Origin of the sequence: Haemophilus sp. HMSC066D02 (assembly GCF_001810545.1) — a bacterium.
In the GTDB taxonomy this organism is placed as follows: Bacteria; Pseudomonadota; Gammaproteobacteria; order Enterobacterales; family Pasteurellaceae; genus Haemophilus_D.
On record NZ_KV801824.1, the window covers coordinates 81936 to 105469 of the forward strand.

At 40.3% G+C, this 23534-nt stretch carries 27 protein-coding genes and 2 tRNA genes; 14 read left to right on the plus strand and 15 right to left on the minus strand.

Annotated elements, in window-relative coordinates:
* Positions 1 to 164 precede the first annotated feature (164 nt).
* The 6 genes from miaB to HMPREF2750_RS07560 all read right to left on the minus strand — a co-directional run bounded on the left by miaB (position 165) and on the right by HMPREF2750_RS07560 (position 6218).
* On the minus strand, positions 165 to 1589 hold the full coding sequence (miaB, locus tag HMPREF2750_RS07535; protein WP_070583243.1) for a tRNA (N6-isopentenyl adenosine(37)-C2)-methylthiotransferase MiaB: 1425 nt from the start codon (positions 1587 to 1589) through the stop codon (positions 165 to 167).
* Between the two features lie 151 nt (positions 1590 to 1740).
* Complete coding sequence (cpdA, locus tag HMPREF2750_RS07540; RefSeq protein WP_070583244.1) at positions 1741 to 2565, minus strand: 3',5'-cyclic-AMP phosphodiesterase; 825 nt, start codon at positions 2563 to 2565, stop codon at positions 1741 to 1743.
* Between the two features lie 7 nt (positions 2566 to 2572).
* Positions 2573 to 3196 carry an ADP-ribose diphosphatase gene (gene nudF / locus HMPREF2750_RS07545; protein WP_070583245.1) on the minus strand — a complete coding sequence of 208 codons (624 nt, stop codon included), beginning with the start codon at positions 3194 to 3196 and terminating at the stop codon, positions 2573 to 2575.
* Positions 3197 to 3356: 160 nt separating this feature from the next.
* Positions 3357 to 4676, minus strand: a complete 1320-nt coding sequence (xseA, locus tag HMPREF2750_RS07550) for an exodeoxyribonuclease VII large subunit (protein WP_070583246.1) — start codon at positions 4674 to 4676, stop codon at positions 3357 to 3359.
* Positions 4676 to 5887, minus strand: coding sequence for a ribosomal protein uL16 3-hydroxylase (locus HMPREF2750_RS07555; protein ID WP_070583247.1), 1212 nt, complete (start codon positions 5885 to 5887; stop codon positions 4676 to 4678). The genes xseA and HMPREF2750_RS07555 overlap by 1 nt, the downstream gene beginning before the upstream one ends.
* Positions 5888 to 5891: 4 nt before the next feature.
* Positions 5892 to 6218 carry an RnfH family protein gene (locus tag HMPREF2750_RS07560; RefSeq protein ID WP_049355806.1) on the minus strand — a complete coding sequence of 109 codons (327 nt, stop codon included), beginning with the start codon at positions 6216 to 6218 and terminating at the stop codon, positions 5892 to 5894.
* An 81-nt stretch (positions 6219 to 6299) separates the two neighbouring features.
* Here HMPREF2750_RS07560 and HMPREF2750_RS07565 point away from each other — a divergent pair, with 81 nt between their 5' ends.
* From HMPREF2750_RS07565 to tesB, 4 genes are all read left to right on the plus strand, one after another.
* The gene (locus HMPREF2750_RS07565) at positions 6300 to 6716 is read left to right on the plus strand and encodes an EamA family transporter (protein WP_070583248.1); all 417 of its coding nucleotides are present in this window, start codon (positions 6300 to 6302) and stop codon (positions 6714 to 6716) included.
* Between the two features lie 60 nt (positions 6717 to 6776).
* Positions 6777 to 7361: an aminoacyl-tRNA hydrolase gene (gene pth / locus HMPREF2750_RS07570; protein ID WP_014065080.1), complete on the plus strand. Its 585-nt coding sequence runs from the start codon at positions 6777 to 6779 to the stop codon at positions 7359 to 7361.
* A 67-nt stretch (positions 7362 to 7428) separates the two neighbouring features.
* Positions 7429 to 8520, plus strand: a complete 1092-nt coding sequence (gene ychF, locus HMPREF2750_RS07575) for a redox-regulated ATPase YchF (RefSeq protein WP_070583249.1) — start codon at positions 7429 to 7431, stop codon at positions 8518 to 8520.
* Positions 8521 to 8577: 57 nt separating this feature from the next.
* The gene (tesB, locus tag HMPREF2750_RS07580) at positions 8578 to 9438 is read left to right on the plus strand and encodes an acyl-CoA thioesterase II (protein ID WP_070583250.1); all 861 of its coding nucleotides are present in this window, start codon (positions 8578 to 8580) and stop codon (positions 9436 to 9438) included.
* A gap of 23 nt (positions 9439 to 9461) precedes the next feature.
* On the opposite strand, the gene rnhA is transcribed toward tesB, so the two are convergent.
* Positions 9462 to 9923 (minus strand): ribonuclease HI, encoded by a 462-nt coding sequence (rnhA, locus tag HMPREF2750_RS07585; RefSeq protein ID WP_005699219.1) that lies wholly within the window; start codon positions 9921 to 9923, stop codon positions 9462 to 9464.
* Between the two features lie 59 nt (positions 9924 to 9982).
* Between rnhA and dnaQ the strand changes: the two genes are divergently transcribed.
* The 4 genes from dnaQ to der all read left to right on the plus strand — a co-directional run bounded on the left by dnaQ (position 9983) and on the right by der (position 12644).
* Positions 9983 to 10744: a DNA polymerase III subunit epsilon gene (dnaQ, locus tag HMPREF2750_RS07590; RefSeq protein WP_070583251.1), complete on the plus strand. Its 762-nt coding sequence runs from the start codon at positions 9983 to 9985 to the stop codon at positions 10742 to 10744.
* An 87-nt stretch (positions 10745 to 10831) separates the two neighbouring features.
* A tRNA-Asp gene (locus HMPREF2750_RS07595) sits at positions 10832 to 10908 on the plus strand.
* Positions 10909 to 10935: 27 nt separating this feature from the next.
* Positions 10936 to 11012, plus strand: a tRNA-Asp gene (locus tag HMPREF2750_RS07600).
* A 111-nt stretch (positions 11013 to 11123) separates the two neighbouring features.
* On the plus strand, positions 11124 to 12644 hold the full coding sequence (gene der, locus HMPREF2750_RS07605) for a ribosome biogenesis GTPase Der (protein ID WP_049384377.1): 1521 nt from the start codon (positions 11124 to 11126) through the stop codon (positions 12642 to 12644).
* Positions 12645 to 12711: 67 nt separating this feature from the next.
* Here the strand turns inward: der and hpt are convergent, their stop codons facing one another.
* A complete protein-coding gene (gene hpt / locus HMPREF2750_RS07610; RefSeq protein WP_070583252.1) occupies positions 12712 to 13251 on the minus strand; it encodes a hypoxanthine phosphoribosyltransferase in 540 nt (179 codons plus the stop codon).
* A 202-nt stretch (positions 13252 to 13453) separates the two neighbouring features.
* The gene (gene pmbA, locus HMPREF2750_RS07615; protein ID WP_070583253.1) at positions 13454 to 14809 is read right to left on the minus strand and encodes a metalloprotease PmbA; all 1356 of its coding nucleotides are present in this window, start codon (positions 14807 to 14809) and stop codon (positions 13454 to 13456) included.
* 88 nt (positions 14810 to 14897) lie between these two features.
* On the opposite strand from pmbA, the gene yjgA reads away from it, so the two are divergent.
* The 6 genes from yjgA (at position 14898) to rapZ (ending at position 18763) form a co-directional block, all read left to right on the plus strand.
* Positions 14898 to 15434 (plus strand): ribosome biogenesis factor YjgA, encoded by a 537-nt coding sequence (yjgA, locus tag HMPREF2750_RS07620; protein WP_070583254.1) that lies wholly within the window; start codon positions 14898 to 14900, stop codon positions 15432 to 15434.
* Positions 15435 to 15515: 81 nt separating this feature from the next.
* Entirely contained in the window at positions 15516 to 16124 is a 609-nt protein-coding gene (lptC, locus tag HMPREF2750_RS07625) for an LPS export ABC transporter periplasmic protein LptC (protein WP_070583255.1), read from the plus strand.
* A complete protein-coding gene (gene lptA / locus HMPREF2750_RS07630; protein ID WP_005696469.1) occupies positions 16105 to 16623 on the plus strand; it encodes a lipopolysaccharide transport periplasmic protein LptA in 519 nt (172 codons plus the stop codon). The genes lptC and lptA overlap by 20 nt, the downstream gene beginning before the upstream one ends.
* A gap of 3 nt (positions 16624 to 16626) precedes the next feature.
* Positions 16627 to 17352 (plus strand): LPS export ABC transporter ATP-binding protein, encoded by a 726-nt coding sequence (gene lptB / locus HMPREF2750_RS07635; RefSeq protein ID WP_049364392.1) that lies wholly within the window; start codon positions 16627 to 16629, stop codon positions 17350 to 17352.
* A gap of 3 nt (positions 17353 to 17355) precedes the next feature.
* Positions 17356 to 17874 carry a PTS IIA-like nitrogen regulatory protein PtsN gene (gene ptsN, locus HMPREF2750_RS07640; protein WP_070583256.1) on the plus strand — a complete coding sequence of 173 codons (519 nt, stop codon included), beginning with the start codon at positions 17356 to 17358 and terminating at the stop codon, positions 17872 to 17874.
* 31 nt (positions 17875 to 17905) lie between these two features.
* Positions 17906 to 18763 carry an RNase adapter RapZ gene (gene rapZ, locus HMPREF2750_RS07645; RefSeq protein ID WP_070583258.1) on the plus strand — a complete coding sequence of 286 codons (858 nt, stop codon included), beginning with the start codon at positions 17906 to 17908 and terminating at the stop codon, positions 18761 to 18763.
* Positions 18764 to 18803: 40 nt separating this feature from the next.
* Here the strand turns inward: rapZ and HMPREF2750_RS07650 are convergent, their stop codons facing one another.
* The 6 genes from HMPREF2750_RS07650 to metK form a co-directional block, all read right to left on the minus strand.
* On the minus strand, positions 18804 to 19484 hold the full coding sequence (locus tag HMPREF2750_RS07650; protein ID WP_070583260.1) for a M15 family metallopeptidase: 681 nt from the start codon (positions 19482 to 19484) through the stop codon (positions 18804 to 18806).
* Position 19485: 1 nt separating this feature from the next.
* Entirely contained in the window at positions 19486 to 20619 is a 1134-nt protein-coding gene (dapE, locus tag HMPREF2750_RS07655) for a succinyl-diaminopimelate desuccinylase (protein ID WP_070583262.1), read from the minus strand.
* Positions 20620 to 20645: 26 nt separating this feature from the next.
* On the minus strand, positions 20646 to 20990 hold the full coding sequence (locus HMPREF2750_RS07660) for an ArsC family reductase (RefSeq protein ID WP_070583263.1): 345 nt from the start codon (positions 20988 to 20990) through the stop codon (positions 20646 to 20648).
* 154 nt (positions 20991 to 21144) lie between these two features.
* Positions 21145 to 21663 (minus strand): opacity family porin, encoded by a 519-nt coding sequence (locus HMPREF2750_RS07665; RefSeq protein ID WP_049373899.1) that lies wholly within the window; start codon positions 21661 to 21663, stop codon positions 21145 to 21147.
* 50 nt (positions 21664 to 21713) lie between these two features.
* Entirely contained in the window at positions 21714 to 22229 is a 516-nt protein-coding gene (locus HMPREF2750_RS07670; protein ID WP_070583265.1) for a SprT family zinc-dependent metalloprotease, read from the minus strand.
* Between the two features lie 56 nt (positions 22230 to 22285).
* Positions 22286 to 23440 carry a methionine adenosyltransferase gene (gene metK, locus HMPREF2750_RS07675; protein ID WP_070583267.1) on the minus strand — a complete coding sequence of 385 codons (1155 nt, stop codon included), beginning with the start codon at positions 23438 to 23440 and terminating at the stop codon, positions 22286 to 22288.
* Positions 23441 to 23534 lie beyond the last annotated feature (94 nt).

Consider the following 23534-nt stretch of genomic DNA (forward strand, 5'->3'; position numbering starts at 1 on the left):
TCGAAGGTTCGAATCCTTCACGACCCACCACTTTAAATTAGCACCTTAATTGGTGTTTTTTTATGCCTAAAATTTAGGGTAAAGACTTTCCGGCTCTCTTTTCTAAAAAACACATAAAAAATAACCGCACTTTCGTACGGTTACTTACCTATATTCTTAAATGATTAGCCGTGATAACGTCCTACGCCTAATTCATCTTCTTTACGAGTACGACTCATCACTTCTTGTGGTGATTGCGCAATACGTAATCCCATTTGATCTTCAGTACGCACCACCTCGCCACGTAGAGAGTTAGTGTACACATCCGTAATCTTGATATCGACAAATTTACCAATCATATCTGGTGAGCCTTGGAAATTCACAATACGGTTGTTTTCAGTACGTCCTGTTAATTCCATAATATCTTTCTTAGACGGCCCTTCCACCAATACGCGTTGCTCTGTGCCAAGCATACGACGGCTATATTGTGCCGCTTGTTGGTTGATACGCTCTTGTAACAGATAGAGACGTTGTTTTTTCTCTTCTTCGGTTACATCATCTGGCATGTCTGCTGCAGGTGTACCTGGACGCGCAGAATAGATAAAGCTAAAGCTCATATCAAAATTCACTTGTGCGATTAGGTTCATTGTTTGTTCAAACTCTTCATTGGTTTCACCTGGGAAGCCTACAATGAAATCTGAGCTGATTTGAATATTTGGACGCACGGCACGTAATTTACGAATGATCGATTTATATTCTAACGCGGTATGACCACGTTTCATCATGGTTAAAATACGGTCAGAACCAGCTTGCACCGGCAAGTGTACGAAGTCTACTAATTCTGGTGTATCGCGATACACGTCAATAATATCGTCAGTAAATTCGATTGGATGGCTGGTGGTAAAACGTAAACGGTCGATACCGTCAATAGATGCTACTAAACGCAATAATTCCGCAAATGTACAGATACCGCCATCAAATGTCGGGCCACGATACGCATTTACGTTTTGGCCTAATAAATTGATTTCACGAACACCTTGATCGGCCAACTGCGCAATTTCAAATAATACATCATCAACAGGACGGCTCACTTCTTCACCACGGGTATAAGGTACCACGCAGTAAGTACAATATTTATTACAGCCTTCCATAATAGACACAAACGCGGTTGGGCCTTCTGCGCGGGGTTCCGGTAAGCGGTCAAATTTCTCAATTTCTGGGAAACTCACATCTACCACCGAACTTTTACCACCACGAATTTGGTTAATCATTTCTGGTAAGCGATGTAAAGTTTGCGGACCAAATACGATATCTACGTAAGGTGCACGATGACGAATATGCTCCCCCTCTTGTGAAGCCACACAGCCGCCCACACCAATCACTAAGTTTGGATTTTGTTTTTTTAATTCTTTCCAACGCCCTAATTGGTGGAACACTTTTTCTTGTGCTTTTTCACGGATAGAACAGGTGTTAAGAAGCAACACATCGGCTTCTTCTGGAATATCAGTTAATTCTAGACCATGAGTATTTAAAAGAAGATCGGCCATTTTTGATGAATCGTATTCATTCATCTGACAGCCCCATGTTTTAATATGTAATTTTTGCGTCATATTGCTTAAAAAATAAAGATTAGTAAAAAGATAAAATCGGTCGGCTATTGTACAGATTTGTGGGAATGCTGGCTAGTGTAAAATGGACTTTTACCCCTTTCGGTATAGAAAAAGTGCGGTTAAAATCACCTGAATTTTAACCGCACTTTGTTTAGTATCCTTCTTCCTCCATATTTGGCAGGAACGTTTTGTGTTTGATTCGTTTCACTCTCGTTTCAATTCGCCCATCTGGATGTAGCTCAATTTCACGCCAACCTGGTTGTAAGGTATCTAAAGCAAAATGGTTGCTGTCCGGCTTAAATTGAATGCAAGTCGCTGGTGTTGCCATGGTTTGATAACCTTGCCAATAGCCATCAACCTCTTGATGAATATGACCGTATAAAATCCCTTTTACATTGTTGAATTGAGCCAGAACCTCCGAGAATTCGTGAGCATTACGTAAGTTATGCTGATCAAGCCATGCTGAATTTGTTGGCAATAAATGATGATGCAATACGACTAAGCTATGACGTGCTGGATTTTCAGATAATTTTGTTTTTAACCAATCTAGCTGATAAGCGCTCAATTCACCATGAGGCACACCGAAAACTTGGCTATCTAACAAAATCACTTGCCAATGTTTACCAAGAAGTAAATGTTTTGACGCATTAATAGGCGATTGGCTTAAATGCTCGACCATTTTGGGTTGAAAATCATGGTTACCCGGAAGCCAAAATACTGACTTATTTAATGGTTTAACCATTTCAACAAATCGTAGATAACCTTCATCGCTACTATCTTGTACCAAATCACCTGTCGCAAGCACGACATCATAATCAAAAGATTCTGCCTGAATTTCTTTTAACACCTGAGAAAAACTTTCGTGCGTGTTGATACCTAATAAGTCTTTGCTTGTATCTTTAAACAAATGAGGATCGGTAATTTGTAATAATTTAACAACTTCACTCGCGGGTTCGTATTCAAATCTATTGTTCATGGGACTCCTATCGCCAGCGTTGCTGCAATTGGGCGTAATTTAATTGAAGCCATTGCAAGCCCATTACTGCAATGCCATTATCAATTTTGCCATCACACATCCATCGATAGGCTTGCTCACGTTTCATCACATGAACACGAATGTCTTCATTCTCTTCAGCTAAACCATGAAGTCCCTTGGCTTGCGAGCTATCTACTCGACCGACAAACAAATGAATACGTTCGACGACACCACCCGGGCTATCCCACACGCTTAAACAATGAGTGAGATCTTGAACGGATACGCCTGCTTCCTCTTCACTTTCACGCAAAGCGACTTCTTCAGGTTGTTCACCCTCTTCGACCATGCCGGCGATCAATTCTAATAACCAAGGGGAACGAGCTGATTCAGGTTGATATGCACCAATACGTACTTGCTCAACTAAAACCACCGCATCTTCTTTCGGATCGTAAGCAATCACTGCAGAAGCAGCACCTTTGACTAATAATTCACGTGTCACAACGCCACTTTCGCCACCAGCAAAAAGCTTATGTTTAAACTGTACTTTCTTAAGTGTAAAAAAACCTTTATAAACAGTTTCTTCATTAAGAACTTCTATATCATGCTGACTAAACTGTTGAATTTCTGACATCATTACTCTCCTAGTATCGAGGTCGCATAATACTCCCATAAAAAAATAAAAAAAACTGAACCCTCTATTTTTTTGTCGAAACTTTGAAGCCGGTCACAAAAAAAGAAAACCTATGATGATTTCTTATTCATCATAGGTTTACATTAAAAATTTATTTAAATTAACAAACGTGGCTGGTTATTTCCCCATCTGCCACCTTCGTTTTAATGGTGTCGCCTGTTTTGACTTGTTTCACACTCACAATAGCATGTCCTTTGGCATCTTCTGCGATGGAATATCCTCGCGCTAATACTTTTAATGGACTTAATCCATCTAACTTGCCACACAACGTTGCCAATTTATTTTGACGTTCCGTGACTTGACGATTCGCCCCTAAATTTAACCGCACTTGTAACTGAGCTAAATATTGGGATTGTTTTTGCAATCGATAAGGCAACGGATTTTGTTTTAAGCGCGCTGAAAGTGCGGTCAATTTTTGCTGCGTTTTATCCATTTGACGCTGCATCGCTAACAAGAGACGATGATGTAATTGCTCCGTTTTGGCTTTTTGCATCAACAATTGATTTTGCGGATGTTGATTTTGCAGGCGCAAACGTAACTGTTGTAAACGTTGTTGTTGATGACTAAAAATACGATCTAATGCCATCTCCAAACGCTGTTGCTTATAAGCTAACTGTTGAAGTAATTCCTGCTGATTGCGACTCACTAACTCCGCCGCTGCAGAGGGGGTTGGTGCACGTAAATCAGCCACAAAATCGGCGATGGTGACATCGGTTTCGTGACCTACCGCACTGATAATTGGTAAATTAGAACGGAAAATCGCACGTGCCACTTCTTCTTCATTAAAGCACCAAAGATCTTCTAAAGAACCACCACCACGACCGACAATCAATACATCCACTTCTTGACGCGCATTAGCGAGATCTATCATTTGGACGATTTCAGCCGTTGCTTCCTTGCCTTGCACTGCCGTTGGATAAATCACTACTTTTAAACTGGGATCTCGGCGAGCCAAAATATGCAGAATATCTTGTAGAGCTGCGCCAGTCGAAGAGGTCACAATACCTACGGCTTTAGCAAAGTCCGGTAAGCTTTTCTTCAAGTTTTGTGCAAACAATCCTTCAGCCGCCAATTTCATTTTGAGTGCTTCAAATTGCTGTTGCAATAATCCTTCGCCAGCAGGGTGCATAGATTCAATAATCAGCTGATAATCACCGCGAGGTTCATATAAACTAACATTTGCCCGTACCAAGACTTGCATGCCGTTTTGCGGACGAAACCCCACGCGCAAATTTTTCATACGGAACATCGCACCGCGAACTTGGGCATTTTCATCTTTCAGCGTTAAATACCAATGCCCAGATACAGGTTGAGTGAAATTGGAAATCTCCCCCGTAAGCCAAATCTGTGAAAAATTCCCTTCCAGCATTTGGCGGGCGGCGCTGTTCAGTTGGGAAACAGAGTAAATGTTTTCAGACATTATTCAATCAATACCCAACCGTCATCCAGCCAGTTACAAATCGAATCAAGTAATAATTCCATCGTGCTTTCAGGATCTTCTGTATCATTCACTAAATTATTTAAGAATGTCCAATCTAGCGCTTCACCATCAGAAAGACGTTTCAGCACTTCCGCTTCAATGACATTCACTTCATCTAACCATTCGCCATTAGCATAAATGCGGAGCGGATTTTCGGTGTAAAGCAATTTGCAGTTATTGTCCTGCATTAATACACCTTGTTCCTCTTCTAAAATTGACTGCACTTCGTCAGGATCGGACATTTCATCCGATACCAACATTTCATAACGACGCGAACTCACTGTACTGGCTACTGCTTGTTTGAACAAGGCATCAAAGGCTTCAGACTCTGCTAATTTCGCTAAGAATTGCTTTTTCATTGCTTGAATATTTTCATCTGCCAATTTGCCCGTACGCTGCTCTGATTGCGTTAAGCGTAACGGTAATTGGAATTCGCTTAAATTCAATTCAGGATCTTGATGACAAAACGCTTTATTCACGTTATCGAAAATATCTGCTAAATTCGGGTAACGCAAACCAAAAGAAAAGGTCAAACAATCATCTTCAGCCACACCATAATGTGACATACGAGCCGGAATATAAAGAATATCTCCCGGATTCATCACTTCATCAATCACCAATTCGCCCATGTCATCAAAAATACGAATCGGCTGATTCGGTTTAAATTCTGTGGAAGAATCACACCATTTACCTAACTGCCAACGACGATGACCATAGCCCTGCACCAAGAACACATCATATTCGTCATAATGTTTACCAACGGAACCGCCTTTAGGTGCATAGGACACCATAATATCGTCACGTTGCCATTGTGGAATAAAGCCAAACTTATTCCAAAGCTGACCAAGTTCTGTACTCCATTGTTCTAGATTTTGGACGAGCACCGACCATTTCTCCGGTACATCTGCAAAATCTTCTTCGGATAACGGACTGAAAAACACTTTCCAATTATCATCTGAAAAGGTTTTCACTAAACGCGCGGTCACATCTTCGCCTTGTGCTAATTCGATGATATCGTCAGGCTCAAATTGACCAACAATTTCAGGCAAACCATTACGAATAATTAATGGTTTTTTCTGCCAATAATCACGCAGGAAAATTTCAGGGGTAATGCCATCAGGCAGACAATATTGGTTGGAAAGTGCGGTCATTTTTTTACTCCTTTTCCTGTTTTTCTTGTTGAGCTTTTTCTTGTGCGGCTTTGGCTTGCTCTGCTGCACGTTTACGACGAATTTCTTTAGGATCGGCTAATAATGGGCGGTAAATTTCAATACGATCGCCGTCTTTTAATTGATCGTTTAGTTTTGCTGGACGGGAATAAATCCCCACTTTATTTTCACGCAAATCGATCTCGGTAAACTGTTGTAAAATGCCCGATTGTAAAATAGCCGTTTGAATCATTGTGCCTTCATCCACTTTGAAGGACTTCAAATAATAGCGATCCGGCAAGGCATAAGCGATTTCAATATTAATTTGTTTCATGTTTTATTCTGTCTTAATGAGTTTTCCGTTATTATAGCGGAAAAGTGCAGTCAATATTAACGATAAAATCAGGAGCACATCATGAATTGGGTATTTTTTGCTATTGGTTCAGCCTTTTTCGCTGGACTTACCGCTATTTTAGGCAAATTAGGGGTTGAAGGCATTAACAGCAATCTTGCGACATTTATCCGTACGATTGTGGTTTTACTCGTTACAGCGGGTATCATTAGCGCACGTAACGAATGGCAACTGCCACAACATATTGCCGCAAAACCATTCACCTTTTTAGTTCTTTCTGGTGTTGCTACAGGCCTATCTTGGCTTTGTTATTATCGCGCGTTACAAATGGCGCCCGCCTCTTGGGTTGCGCCCATTGATAAACTCAGTGTGGTTATTGCTATTATTTTAGGTGTAGTTTTATTAGGCGAACCTTTAAGTATGAAATTAGTTATAGGAAGTCTATTAATTCTCTCAGGTGTTTTAGTCTTAGCCTTATAGATTGAGAAATTAGCCCTTTTTCGCTACAATACGCCACTATTTTTATTCAAGTAGAAAACTATGTCTGAAATTAAACTCATCGTGGGGCTGGGAAACCCTGGCGATAAATATGCGGAAACCCGCCACAATGCAGGGGAATGGCTGATTGAGCGTTTGGCTCGTCGCTTTAATGTTTCGCTTAATGCAGAAAATAAATTCTTCGGTTATGTAGGAAAAACACTAATCAATGGCAAAGAAGTCCGTTTTTTAGTGCCAACGACGTTTATGAATTTAAGTGGAAAAGCCGTAGGCGCACTTGCTAATTTTTATCGCATCAAACCAGAAGAAATTTTAGTGCTACACGATGAATTAGACTTACCGCCTGGCACCGTAAAATTAAAACAAGGTGGCGGACATGGCGGACACAATGGTTTAAAAGATATCGTGGCTCAGCTTGGTAACAGCAACAATTTCTATCGTTTACGCATTGGCATTGGCCATCCTGGACACCGTGATTTAGTTTCAGGTTTTGTGCTTAACAAACCCGCGCCTGCAGAAAGAGAAGCACTCGATAAAGCTTTAGATGAAGCCACCGATTGCATTGAATTGCTTTTCAAAGAAGGCATGGTGAAAGCCACCAATCGCTTAAACAGTTTTAAAATTTAACTCAGAAGTGCGGTGAAAAAACACCATAAATTTTAACCGCACTTACGCTTACAATAAGGAAAACATCATGGGATTTAAATGTGGTATCGTTGGTTTGCCAAACGTCGGTAAATCTACCCTTTTTAATGCATTAACCAAAGCTGGTATCGAAGCGGCAAACTATCCGTTTTGTACAATCGAACCAAATACTGGCGTGGTACCAATGCCGGATCCGCGTTTAGATGCGTTAGCGGAAATTGTTAAACCTGAACGCGTATTACCCACCACCATGGAGTTTGTGGATATCGCGGGTTTGGTTGCGGGTGCAAGTAAAGGTGAAGGCTTAGGTAATAAATTCCTAGCTAATATCCGTGAAACTGATGCAATTGGTCATGTTGTTCGTTGTTTTGAAAACGACGACATCGTGCACGTTGCGGGTAAAATCGATCCATTAAGCGATATCGAAACCATCAATACTGAATTAGCCCTTGCTGACTTAGACAGCTGTGAACGTGCAATCCAACGTTTACAAAAACGCGCTAAAGGTGGTGATAAAGACGCAAAATTTGAACTCTCGGTGATGGAAAAAATCCTTCCTGTACTTTCTGAAGCAGGCATGATTCGTTCTGTTGAGTTAGATAAAGATGAACTATTAGCAATTAAAAGCTATAACTTCCTCACATTAAAACCAACCATGTACATTGCGAACGTAAATGAAGACGGTTTTGAAAATAACTCGTATTTAGACAAAGTACGTGAGTTTGCAGAAAAAGAAGGCTCTGTTGTGGTGCCTGTATGTGCGGCGATTGAAGCAGAAATTGCTGAGCTTGATGATGATGAAAAAATCGAATTCTTACAAGACCTTGGTATTGAAGAACCAGGCTTAAACCGTGTAATTCGTGCAGGTTATGCCTTATTAAATCTTCAAACTTACTTCACTGCAGGTGTGAAAGAAGTGCGCGCATGGACGGTTTCTGTGGGTGCAACCGCCCCTAAAGCAGCGGCTGTAATCCATACTGACTTTGAAAAAGGCTTCATCCGTGCAGAAGTAATTGCTTACGATGACTTCATCCAATTCAAAGGTGAAAACGGAGCAAAAGAAGCAGGTAAATGGCGCTTAGAAGGTAAAGACTACATCGTCCAAGATGGTGATGTCATGCACTTCCGCTTTAACGTATAAAAACGCTTCAGACCGCATAACTATGCGGTCTTTTTGTATTTATAAAAGGAAAAAACAATGTCGGATAAATTAAATCAACTCATCGAATTGTTAAAATTAGAAAAAATTGATGATCTTATCTTTCGCGGAGCCAGTGAAGACTTAGGTTTTCGCCAAGTATTTGGTGGCCAAGTCGTGGCACAATCTCTTTCTGCCGCGATGCAAGTTGCCCCGCCGGAGCGAGTACTCCATTCTTGCCATGCTTACTTTTTAGCACCTGGCGACAGTCAATACCCGATTATTTATGATGTAGAAACTTTACGTGAAGGACGCAACTTCTCTGCGTTACGCGTAAAAGCTATTCAACATAAAAATGTGATTTGTCATGTCACTGCATCATTTCAAGTACCCGAAGAAGGCTTCGAGCATCAATCAGCCATGCCGCAAGTGCCAGGCCCTGAACAATGCATTGATGAACACGAAATCATGTTAAAAGTGGCGCAGACTTTGCCTGAAAGCTTGAGTGAAAAATTTGCTCAAGAGCGACCATTTCAGATTCATAGCCGATATTTGAACAATCCATTTGATGGTCGAGAACTGCCGCCAGAACAATATGCTTGGTTTAAAACCAATGGAGAGGCACCACTGGATTTGCAGACTCAACAATGCCTCTTGGCCTATTTTTCTGATTTCCACTGTATTTTGACCGCACTTCACCCACATGGGAAAGGCTTTTTACAGAAAGGGATGAAAGTGGCTACAATCGACCACAGCATTTGGTTCCACCGCCCTTTCAATTTAAATAATTGGCACTTACATGCCATTGAAAGTAATAATGCTTTTGCTGGGCGTGGTTTAGCGAGAGGACAAATTTTTGCTGCAGATGGCACATTAATTGCCACTACACAGCAAGAAGGGTTAATTCGTTATCAAGAATAACCGCTCTTAAAACAAGGTGCAGACTATCCTTCGTAACCGATATCTTCGAAGGTCGGATTTTCTGCCCCTTGTTTAGCTAATTCATCACAAATTTCATTTTCACGATGGCCTGAATGGCCTTTCACCCACTGCCAATCAATGTTATGGGTTTGAATCGCCTGATCTAACGCAATCCATAAATCCTGATTTTTTACCGCTTTGCCCGTGCTCGCTTTCCAATTGTTTTTCTTCCAATTGTAAATCCATTGTGTGATGCCATTTTTCATATATTGGCTATCGCTATAAAGCGTCACATGGCAAGGTTCTTTTAAGCTATTTAAAGCCTCAATCACTGCTCGTAATTCCATGCGATTATTGGTGGTTTTGAAATACCCTTTTGAAATATGTTTTTCGTGCTGTTTATAGCGCAGGACAATCCCTATGCCACCGGCTCCCGGATTGCCTAGGCAAGATCCATCCGTAAAAATTTCAATCTGTTTTTGCATAACTAATTCGAGCTTGTGTAAAATAGGCAGTATTTTAAAGGAAACAGATAGGTAGAACAATGATAAATCCGGATCGCCAGATTGTACTGGATACTGAAACCACCGGTATGAACCAAATTGGTGCGCATTACGAAGGGCATTGCATTATTGAAATTGGCGCCGTGGAAATGATCAACCGTAAATATACGGGCAATAATTTTCATATTTATATTAAACCGGATCGTTTGGTTGATCCTGATGCTATTAAAGTTCATGGTATTACGGATGAAATGCTGGCGGATAAACCGGATTTCAAAACGATTGCACAAGACTTTATTGAATACATTCGTGGTGCCGAACTGCTGATTCATAATGCCCCCTTCGACGTGGGCTTTATGGACTATGAATTCCGTAAACTTGGGTTAGATATCAAAACAACCGACATTTGCCTCGTCACTGATACATTGCAAATGGCTCGCCAAATGTACCCGGGAAAACGTAATAGCTTAGATGCTTTGTGTGATCGTTTAGGCATTGATAACAGCAAACGAACACTCCACGGTGCGTTACTGGATGCGGAGATTTTAGCCGACGTTTATTTATCCATGACGGGCGGTCAAACCAGTCTATTTGATGAAGATCATGCGGATAGTTCAATTATCCAAGCGGGTGCTAATATGCAAGATCTTCAAAGTGCGGTCAATTTTTCGCAAAATTTAAAAGTGTTACAACCCACTGATGATGAACTCCAAGCCCATTTAGATTTCCTTAAATTGGTCAATAAAAAAAGCGATGGCAAATGTTTTTGGTCTATTCGTGCGGGGGATGAAACCTCACATTAATCGGTTATCTATTAATCAGATAAACATAAAAAAGAAAAAAAAGATTGACGGTTTTAACGTTCATCATTATTATACCCAGCACTTAGCGGAGTGGTAGTTCAGCTGGTTAGAATACCTGCCTGTCACGCAGGGGGTCGCGGGTTCGAGTCCCGTCCATTCCGCCAATTTAAAACTTGTCTTAATATACTCACGGAGTGGTAGTTCAGCTGGTTAGAATACCTGCCTGTCACGCAGGGGGTCGCGGGTTCGAGTCCCGTCCATTCCGCCAATTAAGCCGAGATAATGAAGCACCAGAAGGTGCTTTTTTTATGCCCGAATTTTACCTGCCAGCCAACATTCGCTATAATTAACCAAATTTACACTTTACAGAGATATTTTTATGACAACTCCTGTCGTTGCCTTAGTGGGTCGCCCAAACGTAGGTAAATCCACCCTATTCAACCGTTTAACCCGTACTCGTGATGCGCTTGTCGCTGACTTTCCTGGTTTAACCCGAGATCGTAAATACGGTCATGCCAATATTTCTGGCTATGATTTCATTGTGATCGATACCGGCGGTATTGATGGCACTGAAGAAGGTGTTGAAGAAAAAATGGCAGAACAATCCTTATTAGCGATTGAAGAAGCCGATGTAGTGCTTTTCTTAGTGGATGCGCGCGCAGGTTTAACGGCTGCAGACATTGGCATTGCCAATTACTTACGCCAACGTACTAATAAAACAACCGTGGTTGTAGCAAATAAAACTGACGGTATTGATGCAGACTCGCACTGTGCGGAATTCTATCAATTAGGCTTAGGTGAAATTGAACAAATCGCCGCATCACAAGGCCGTGGCGTGACTCAATTAATGGAGCAAGTACTTGCTCCTTTAGCGGAAAAATTACAAGAAAACGAAGCAGAAAATGACCGCACTTCTGATGAAGAAGAAAAAGATGAATGGGATCACGAATTTGACTTCGATTCAGAGGAAGATACGTCATTAATTGATGAAGCGTTAGACGAAGAGCTTGAAGAAGAACAAGATAAAAATATCAAAATTGCGATTGTAGGCCGTCCAAACGTTGGTAAATCGACATTAACCAATCGTATTTTAGGTGAAGATCGCGTGGTGGTTTACGATATGCCAGGCACAACACGCGACAGTATCTACATTCCAATGGAACGCGATGGGCAACAATACACCTTAATTGATACAGCGGGTGTGCGTAAACGTGGTAAAGTGCATTTAGCCGTTGAGAAATTCTCTGTCATCAAAACATTACAAGCGATTCAAGATGCAAACGTGGTGTTACTCACAATTGATGCGCGTGAAAACATTTCAGACCAAGATCTCTCTCTACTTGGCTTTATCTTAAATGCAGGTCGCTCGCTTGTGATCGTCGTGAATAAATGGGATGGCTTAGATCAAGATGTGAAAGATCGCGTCAAATCCGAATTAGATCGCCGTCTTGATTTCATCGACTTCGCCCGTGTGCATTTTATTTCTGCTTTACATGGCAGTGGCGTGGGTAATCTTTTTGATTCGATTAAAGAAGCTTATGCTTGTGCGACGCAAAAAATGACGACGTCCCTTCTCACCCGTATTTTACAAATGGCGACGGATGAGCATCAACCACCAATGATTGGCGGTCGTCGCATTAAATTAAAATATGCTCACCCAGGTGGTTATAACCCACCAATTATCGTGGTGCATGGTAACCAAATGGATAAATTACCGGATTCATACAAACGTTATTTATCTAATTATTATCGTAAGAGTTTGAAAATTATTGGTTCGCCAATTCGCTTGCTATTCCAAGAAGGTTCAAACCCATTCGCGGGTAGAAAAAATAAACTCACACCAAACCAATTACGTAAACGTAAACGCTTGATGAAGTTTATCAAAAAAGCGAAACGCTAATCTTAACAAACAAAGAGCGGTCAAAAATCACTGTGAATTTTGACCGCTCTTTTTATTGAAAAATAAATTATTCGTCTATAACCACTTTGCCAATATAGCCTAGATTACGATAACGTTGAGCATAATCAATACCATAGCCGACAACAAATTCATCCGGAATAGAAAAACCAATCCATTCAACCGGTACTTCCACTTCTCGACGAGAAGGTTTATCTAATAAGGTACAAATCGCCAAGCTTGCAGGATCGCGTAAATTTAAAATGCCGCGCACTTTTTCAAGGGTATAACCCGTATCAATAATATCCTCAACAATTAGCACGTGTTCATTGCGAATATCGCCCTCAAGATCTTTCGAAATTTTCACATCGTGATTACTTGTCATTCCGCAACCATAGCTTGAAGTTGTCATAAACTCCACTTCTACCGGTAATTTTAATTCACGCACGAGATCGGCCATGAACATAAATGAACCACGTAAAAGCCCAACAACAATCAGTTTATCAATGGCTTTTTGTTGATAAAAATGCGTAATTTCCGCGCCAAGTTCAGCTATGCGACTACGGACATCCACTTCTGAAATTAAAATATCGACGTGGTGTTTTTTCATGGTCTTTCCTTTTTAATTTAATCGTTTGCGTATTCTACAATAAAAAAGGCTGAAGTTTAAACCTTCAGCCTTTTTAACCCTAACGAATTTACTTTCTACTCTACCTGTTGGAGCAATCTGCAATCGCTGCTAAACAGATGTGCGTATAGTAGCAGAAAGAAATTACATGTCAATAAGAATTATTATCATTTTTAAAAAATTATTAATTTCCTGAAATTTTCATCTTATCTAACAAGATTGAACCTGTTTGAATATTGGATCGATGTTCAATATCATCTGCTACTGCCACAATATTTTTTAACATATCCTGCAATTGACCAGCAATAGTAATTTCAGCAACTGGATATTGGATCTCGCCATTCTCCACCCAGAAGCCTGCTGCGCCACGGGAATAATCCCCCGTCACAATATTTACGCCTTGCCCCATGACATCTGTCACTAATAAACCGGTGCCCATTTGACGTAAAAGTGCGGTCAATCCGCCCGTTAAATTTGGTTTCACAAGCCAGTTATGAATACCGCCTGCATGACCGGTACTTTGCATGCCCATTTTTCTACCGCTGTAACTGGTGAGCAAATAGGTTTGCAATACGCCATCTTGAATAATTTCAAGATCCTGTGTTCGCACCCCTTCGCTGTCAAAAGGCGTAGAGGCTAAACGTTTTAACAAATGTGGACGCTCACTAATTTGGAACCAATCTGGTAATACTTGTTTTCCAAGATGATCGAGCAAGAAACTGGATTTACGATATAAGCTGCCGCCACTAATCGCGCCCGTTAAATGAGAAATTAATCCAGTTGCTACATCATTTAAGAAAATCACTGGCACTTCACGTGTCGTTAATTTTTGTGGATTTAAACGCGCAATCACTTTTTTTGCACAATTCTGCCCTACCCAATCCGCTGAAGAAAGGGCATCAAACTCACGTGAAACTGTATATTCGTAGTCATTTTCAAGTTGATCTAGCTCGCCACCAATCACCGAACAGGATAAAGAATAGCGGCTAGATAAGTAACTTTGTAGCATGCCATGTGTATTACCATAAACACGCACACCGGTATGAGAATTAAAGCTTGCGCCATTACTATTCACAATTTTAGCATCGTATTCCAACGCTGATTTTTCAGCTTCTAAAGCTAATTTTGTAGCCTGTTCGACATCAACATTTGCACTATGATAAAGCGCTAAATCGGGTGCTTCAAAAGCCATTAGTTCTTTATCGGCTAGCCCTGTGCAATCATCTGGTGAAGTATATTTTGCAATAGCAAGTGCTGCTTCAACGGTATTTTTAATCGCTTCTTCACTTAAGTCTGAGGTAGAAGCATTGCCTTTTTGTTGGCCTAAATAAACAGAAATGCCTAATGCTCCATCATTAGTAAATTCAACATTTTCAATCTCTTGCAGACGGGTTGAAACCGATAAACCACTCACATTTGTCACACCGACTTCAGCGGTGGCTCCCGCTTTCTGTGCAGTTTCAATCGCAAAACTGACTGCATCACGCAATGTTTGCTCTTGAGATTTTAAAAGTGCGGTTAAATTTTCTGCTGTTTTCATGATGATAATCCTATTAAAAATTTGCGCCATTTTATCTTATTTTGAAAGTTTATGCTAAAATGCACCAAATTTTTCATAAGGTAATAGAATGGCAAAACGTAAGAAAAAAGAAGCCTTTGATTGGGAAGATGAAGACCAAGAAGAGATTATTTGGGTAAGTAAAAGTGAAATCAAACGAGACGCTGAGGATTTAAAACAGCTCGGCGAGAAATTGGTGAACTTAACCAAAGCAAATCTGACTAAGGTTCCACTAGACGATAGCTTGAAAGATGCCATTGAATTAGCACAACGTCTGCAAAAAGAGGCGCGTCGTCGCCAATTGCAATATATTGGTAAGCTCTTACGCTCAATTGATGCAGAGCCTATTCGTGAAGCTTTAGAAAAAATTGAAAACAAACATAATCAACAACAAGCGATGCTGCATAAGTTGGAAATCTTACGTGATGAATTAGTTGCGAAAGGTGATGTAGCACTGACTGATTTGTTAAATGAGCGTCCTTCTGCAGATCGCCAACAATTACGTAATTTGATTCGTGCAGCACAAAAAGAGAAGGAACAAAATAAGCCGTCAAAAGCTTATCGCGAGATTTATCAGATCTTAAAAACACTCATTTTAGAAGACTAAAATACGGCTATTTTTGACCACACTTTGTGTCAAAAAAGTGCTATGATTAGCTACCCTTTTAAGAAGGAAAAAACGTTATTTATGAATATTCGTTGGAATATTATTTTAGGTGTCATCGCCTTGGTTTTATTAGGCTGGTATTATTCGCTTAATCAAGATCATGGCGATTTACAAAGCCTAATCAAAAAACCTGATAGCCCAGAATACGTCGGTAATAAAATGGAAACGACTGTATTCTCGCCAGAAGGAAAAAAACAATATCTCGCGATTTCCGATAAGGTAGAATATTACACACAAGACGGTCATACAGATTTTATTTCGCCGTTAGTCTATCTTTTTGATGTCTCTTTGGACAATAAAGACAAGGAAGCGAAAACCGATAAAATTCAATTAGAAAAACAAAATTGGAAACTTAGCGCGCAAAAGGCAAAATTAACGAAAGATCAAATGCTCTATCTTGAAGGTGGCGTGGTTGCCGAGAGCCTTGACCCTTTATCTCGTCTGCAACGTGTTGAGACCGAAGCCGCAGTGATTAATTTAAAAACACAAGACATTACTTCCGATACACAAGTAAAAATTAACGGATTAAACTTTAACTCAAGTGGATTAAAGTTGGTCGGAAATTTACGTCAGCAAGTTGCAACTCTAAAGGAACAGGTAAAAACATATTATGAAATCAACAAACAATAAAATTCTGCTTTTAACAGCGTTAATGATGACTTCTTTATCTGCTTTTGCGTTAAAAGACGATACCAATAAACCGATCAATATCGTCTCAGATAATCAATCTTTAGATATGGAAAACAGCGTGGTGACCTTTACGGATAACGTTGTGATTACACAAGGTTCTATTTTGATTAAAGCCAATAAAGTGGTTATTACTCGTCCGCCAGAAAATTCAGGCAAAAAAGAGACCGTCGAAGCCTTTGGTAGCCCTGTTACCTTCCACCAACAACTTGATGATGGTAAGCCTGTTGATGGTAGAGCGAATAAAGTTCACTACGATTTAGGTACTGAATTTTTAACATTGACCGGTAATGCTGAATTAAAACAATTAGATAGCAAAATTAACGGTGAACGCATCACTTATGATGTGAAAAAACAACAGTTAAAAGCCAATGGTAATGGAAAATCACGTGTGCAAACCGTCTTAATTCCGACCCAATTACAACAAAAAGGTAAAAAATAACCGATGTCTGTATTACAAGCTGAATTTCTCGCAAAAAGCTACAAGAGCCGAAAAGTGGTTTCTGATGTGAGTTTAACCGTAAACTCCAATGAAATTGTTGGCCTACTTGGTCCAAATGGTGCGGGTAAAACCACCACTTTCTATATGGTGGTGGGTTTAGTGCGTCACGATCAGGGAAAAATCACCATTGATGGTGATGATATTAGCGTATTGCCTATGCATGAACGTGCACGTCGAGGAATTGGCTATTTACCACAAGAAGCCTCTATTTTCCGTCGTTTAACAGTCTATGAAAACCTCATGGCGGTATTAGAAATTCGTAAAGATCTCACTGCAGAACAACGCCGAGAGAGAGCGGATGAGTTAATTGATGAGTTCAATATTAGCCATATTCGTGATAGCCTGGGGCAATCTCTTTCTGGTGGTGAACGTCGTCGTGTGGAAATTGCACGCGCCTTAGCGGCAAATCCAAAGTTTATTTTATTAGATGAACCTTTTGCGGGTGTAGATCCAATTTCAGTCACGGATATTAAGAAAATCATCACGGATCTCCGTAATCGTGGCTTAGGTGTGTTAATTACCGACCACAACGTACGCGAAACCCTTGATGTTTGTGAACGTGCCTACATTGTTGGTGAAGGGAAAATTATCGCAACCGGCACACCGGAAGAAGTCATGAATGATGAGCACGTTAAACGTGTCTATTTAGGCGAACAATTTAAACTATAACCTATGAAATTTACTACATTGCTCTCCCCTGATGATATTCGTCAGGGGGTTGCTTTTTCTAGCAAGAAACGATTATTTGAATCTATTGCCACTTTCGTTGTGGAAAAACTTCACTCTGAAAATGGTGAACAAGCTTGTTTTGAATGTTTATTTGAACGAGAAAAATTAGGTAATTCAGGATTAGGCAATGGTGTCGCCATGCCTAAAGCTAAGTTACCTGCTACTGTGTCAGATAAGATCCTGACGGTATTTATGCAATTAGAAACGCCTGTCGAATATGATGCCGCCGATAATAAACCGGTGGATATCATTTTTGCTGTGCTCGTACCCGAAAATCACTGCCAAGAATATATTCCTGTTCTGGCAGAACTCAATGAAAAATTAACTGATAAAAACTTAATTAAACAACTTCGTTCAGCACAAAGTGCGGATGAAATTTGGCAAATTTTTGAATGTGCCGATCATTCAGAGGAATCTGAAGATGACACAAATTTAGATAATATTGCACCTCAAGAGGTATAACCTAACCAACTAACCATAAGGAATCACGCAGATGGAAATTATTATTATCAGCGGTCGCTCCGGTGCGGGGAAATCTGTCGCATTACGAGCTTTGGAAGATATGGGCTATTATTGCGTGGATAATCTCCCACTTGATTTACTTCCTCAGCTCACCAATATTCTCGCCAAAACTCAAACGGCTGTTGCCATCAGCCTCGATATTCGAAATCTTCCTCATTCAAGTGCCGATTTAGACAAAATCCTGACAGATATTCAAGCTACTTATTCCGTCAAAATCATCTTTCTGGACAGCGATCGCAGTACACTTATTCGCCGTTATAGCGATTCACGTCGTCTTCACCCACTTTCGGCTCAAGATCTCCCGCTTGAATCAGCGATTGATTTAGAATATCAGCAGCTTGAACCTTTAATTCAACATGCTAATTTTATTATTGATACCGCACCACTTTCCACTCATGCGTTATCTGAACGTTTAAGAGAAGTTTTACGCGGAAATACAGATAAAGAACTTAAGATCGTGGTTGAATCGTTTGGCTTTAAATATGGTATTCCGCTTGATGCCGATTACGTCTTTGATGTGCGTTTTCTACCTAACCCGCACTGGAGCCCAGAACTGCGCCCAATGACGGGGCTTGATGAACCTGTTGCACAATTTTTACTTGCGCATGATGAAGTGAATAATTTTATCTACCAAACACGCAATTACATTGAAGCATGGTTACCGATGTTAGAGCAAAATAACCGAAGCTATCTCACTATTGCCATCGGCTGTACAGGAGGTAAACATCGTTCTGTTTATATCGCTCAACAAATTGGTGAATATTTTCAAGCTAAAGGTAAGGATGTGAAGATTCAGCACAAATCCTTAGAAAAGAATAAAAAGAATTAATCAAACCATAAAAAAACGCAGCGACTTGCTGCGTTTTTTGTTAAACCACATATTGCTCAAAAATCTCGGGTAAATGTTCAATTAACGTTTCTTTTCCAGCCACGGTTTCATGCTGCCAAACCTGCAATAGCACATTTGGCTTAAATAATCGTGAGGCTTGCTCTGCCAACGGTAAATAGCTAATATGCCAAGGCTCTCGGCCAATTTTTTTACCTTCTGGTTGGCTGATAAATGGCAAAGCAAAATCAAAGTGCGGTAGATTTTCAGTGAGAAATTCACTAAGTTCAAAGAAATAGCCCCCCTTTTCATATTCCCAAGGTTCAAGTTGTAAAGATTGACCTTGAGGCAAAAGATCAGGATCAAAAATATCGATTTCTGTTCCCCAATGATGACGACTGCCACCTGGAAGCGATGACCAACGTAAAATAGCTTGTGCTTTTTGCCAATCATCTAATAACGCTAAATCTAATGGATTTCCCGCATCATCATGAACCTTGCGTTCACCGCTAAATTTACCATTCCAAATGAGTTGTTGACGTTCAAAATCACGAAAGCTACTCGCGGGTTGCAAATTAAAGTCATTTTTGACCGCACTTTGTTGCAATCCTTGAAACGCTTTCATTGCCTCTGCTTGCAAAAAATGATTCGAAGAATGAGGTGTAGGCAAATTGATCAAATGTTCACGAGATTTGCCGGTTAACATTTCTGGCGTTAATTTCATCTTACTTGTCCAATAAATTTACTAACATTTGATGATAAATTTGGCCGCACTTGGCAAGATCATCAACGTTTACACATTCATTCACTTTATGAATCGTTGCATTAAGCGGTCCAAATTCCACAACTTCAGCACCCATCAATGCAATAAAACGTCCGTCAGAGGTACCACCGCCAGTTTCGGCTTGTGGCGTAACACTGGTTGTTTGCTCAATTGCCGTCGTTAACGCATCTAATAATTTGCCCGGTTTCGTTAAAAATGGTTTACCCGATAAATTCCAATCGATACGGTGTTTCAAGCTATGCTTTTCGAGCATTTCTGCCACTTTCTGCTTAATGCTTTCGTCAGTGACCTCCGTACAATAACGTAAATTGAATTGCACATAAAGCTCACCAGGGATGACATTATTACTCCCTGTACCCGCATGAATATTTGCAATTTGTAAACTGGTCGGCGGGAAAAATTCGTTACCATTATCCCATTGATATGTGGTTAATTCCTGCAAGAAAGGCGCCGCTTTGTGAATTGGATTTTCCGCTAAATGAGGATAAGCTACATGACCTTGAATACCTTGAATGTAGAGGTTACCAGTAATCGAACCACGACGACCATTTTTAACCACATCGCCTAATGCTTTAGAACTAGACGGCTCCCCCACCATGCAATAAGTGATTTTTTCACCGCGCGCCATTAACGTTTCGACAACACGCACGGTGCCATCTTTCGCAGCAGCCTCTTCGTCAGAAGTAATCAACAAAGCAATCGTTCCTTTATGATTCGGATTGGCTTTCACATACTCTTCCGCTGCCACAATCATCGCCGCCAATGAGCCTTTCATATCTGCTGCACCACGACCATAAAGCATATCATCCACAATTTCGGCAGAAAACGGCGGATAGTTCCATTGCGTTTCATCTCCCGTCGGTACCACATCGGTATGCCCTGCAAAGGCGATGACCGGCTCACCACTGCCATGCTTCGCCCATAAATTTAACGTATCGTTGAAAGGCATCCATTCAATTTGAAAGCCGAGTTTTTCTAAACGTTCCGCAATCATTTGCTGACAGCCTTCATCATTTGGGCTAATAGAGGGGCGACGAATGAGATCTTGTGCCAAAGAAATCACTTTTTCTTTCATAAAAACTCCTAAGAAATACTGTTCTTTTAAGCAAATGCTGTACTATATTCTTTTTCGTTGAAGCCAATCAATGCCTTACCATCTTGCAAAATAATCGGTCGTTTAATTAACGTTGGATTTTCAGCTAATACGGAAAGTGCAGTGGACTTTGAGAGTGTATTTTTCACATTTTCATCAAGATTACGCCAAGTTGTACTACGTTTATTGACTAAATTTTCCCAACCAAATTGTGCTTCTACTCGTTGTAAGAATTGAGTATCTAATCCATCGACACGGTAATCATGCAATTTATGTTCAATACTATGCTCAGTTAACCACTTCAATGCTTTTTTCACCGTATCGCAGTTTTTAATGCCATAAACGATAATCATATTCTCACCTCTAAAAATAAAAAATCCTCGATTTCATTTAGAACGAGGATTTTAACTGCTACACGAATTAATCACAAATAGATTAACCCTATATAACTTATGCATTCAAAAGAAAAAGTGCGGTAAAAATCAACCGCACTTTTCAAAAGGGAAATTAGAATTCGTAACCCACGCCCACTTTAGCGCCATAGTTATTCACTTTAGTATCGTCAAAGCTACCTAAACGGTTATATTCTAAACCACCATTTGCATACACTTTGTCTGCTAATTTATATTTAGCACCCGCAACTACACCATAACCCACTTTTGTTTCAGAAGAACTTTTATAACGTTGTTCTGCGCGGTCTTCAAATTTGAAACGGTTAGCCGCAAGACGAGCACCAACATAAGGTTCAATTTGAGAGTTGGTATCGAAGTCATAGAATACTGTCGCGCCTAAACCTTGAACTTTAGTGCCTTGGAAGTTACCGTGATGAGTATAATCACCTGCTACACGTACATTACCTAATTTGTAACCTACTGCAACACGAGGCTCAACTTTAGTTTTGCTTGAGCCACCATTACTTAATTTAGTTCTTGAAAGGCCAAGATCACCTTCTGCATATAAACCTGCATTTGCAGTTGAAGCAACCGCTAATGCACCGACAACGATAGCTAATAATGATTTTTTCATTGGATAACCCCTGTTATTTGATTGAAAACACTAGAAATATACCACACTGCTTATGAATTTTCACTATGAAAAACCAATTTTCCCTGACATTTTCGGCATAAATAAGCAATTTTATCGCGTTGAATACGATTATGCCGACGAATCGTTAAATAATGAGTCTGACATTCACATTGATAGGTAAACATTTTGCCTTGTACATTCTCTACATCAAATTGATGGCAAGTATCAGCCGGAAGATTAAATAACTGTGTCATCACCGCTTTCCATTCCTGCCCATGCGGTTTCACCCGACCAAATACTTGATACACAATAAGATGGGCTAATTCATGCGGAACTACCTGACGAATAAATTCATCTGAGTTCTCAAGTAGCAAAGTGCGGTTAAATTTAATCTCATTTTTCTGCAAGTATGCGACGCCTGCCTTCATACCTCGCAAGTCATAACTGATTGTCGGGACTGGAAACTTCCTTTGAAAGTGATTTTCAGCGAGTTGTAATGTTTCTGCAAGCTTGCGTTGCACCTGCATTTTTAAATGCCGAAACTGAGTTTGAGATGACATCATCATACTAAGTAAACAAAAACCGCTAAATTAGCGGTTTTTATCATATACATTTAATTTACTTATTTTAGACCTGCTGCCGCACGTAATTCTTCAGCGCGATCTACTTTTTCCCATGGGAACTGTTCACGACCGAAGTGTCCATACGCAGCAGTTTGGCGATAAATTGGTTGAATTAAATTTAACATTTTAATTAAACCATAAGGACGTAAATCAAAGAATTCACGCACTAACTTAACCAATACTTCGTTTGATACTTTTCCTGTACCAAAAGTTTCCACCATGATAGAAGTTGGCTCTGCCACACCAATTGCATAAGAAAGTTGAATTTCACAACGATCTGCAAGGCCTGCCGCAACGATATTTTTTGCCACATAACGCGCAGCATAAGCAGCTGAACGGTCTACTTTTGATGGATCTTTACCAGAAAATGCACCACCACCATGACGAGCTGCGCCGCCGTATGTATCGACAATGATTTTACGACCTGTTAAGCCACAATCGCCCATAGGCCCGCCAATCACAAAACGACCAGTTGGGTTGATGAAATATTTTGTTTGTTGAGATAACCATTCGCTTGGCAAAATTGGCTTGATGATTTCTTCCATCACACCTTCGTAAATTTCTTTTTGTGACACTTCTTCACTGTGTTGTGTAGAAAGAACAATGGCATCCACTCCCACGATTTTGTTATCTTCGTATTTTAAGGTCACTTGACTTTTCGCATCAGGGCGTAACCATGCTAATTTTCCGCTTTTACGCACTTCTGCTTGTTTTTCCATTAAACGATGCGCATAAGTAATCGCCGCAGGCATCAAGACTTCGGTTTCATTTGTCGCATAACCAAACATAATCCCTTGGTCACCCGCACCTTGATCTAATGGATTCTCACGATCCACACCTTGGTTAATATCAGATGATTGCTTACCAATCGCATTTAATACCGCGCAAGAATTGCCATCAAAACCCATCTCTGAGTGTTTGTAACCAATATCACAAATGACTTGGCGAGTGAGATTTTCAATATCAACCCATGCTGATGTAGTAATTTCACCACCGACTAACGCCATCCCTGTTTTTACATAGGTTTCGCAAGCCACACGAGCTTTAGGATCTTGTTTTAAAATTTCATCAAGTACCGCATCAGAAATTTGATCGGCAATCTTATCTGGATGTCCTTCTGAAACGGATTCAGAAGTAAATAAATAGCTAGACATAAGTCCTCTTCTTTTGGATGTATTGACGTATAGACGTCTATAATACGCTTTTTTGACTAATAAGCAAGCATTCCTATCAAGTATTTTTGAAATG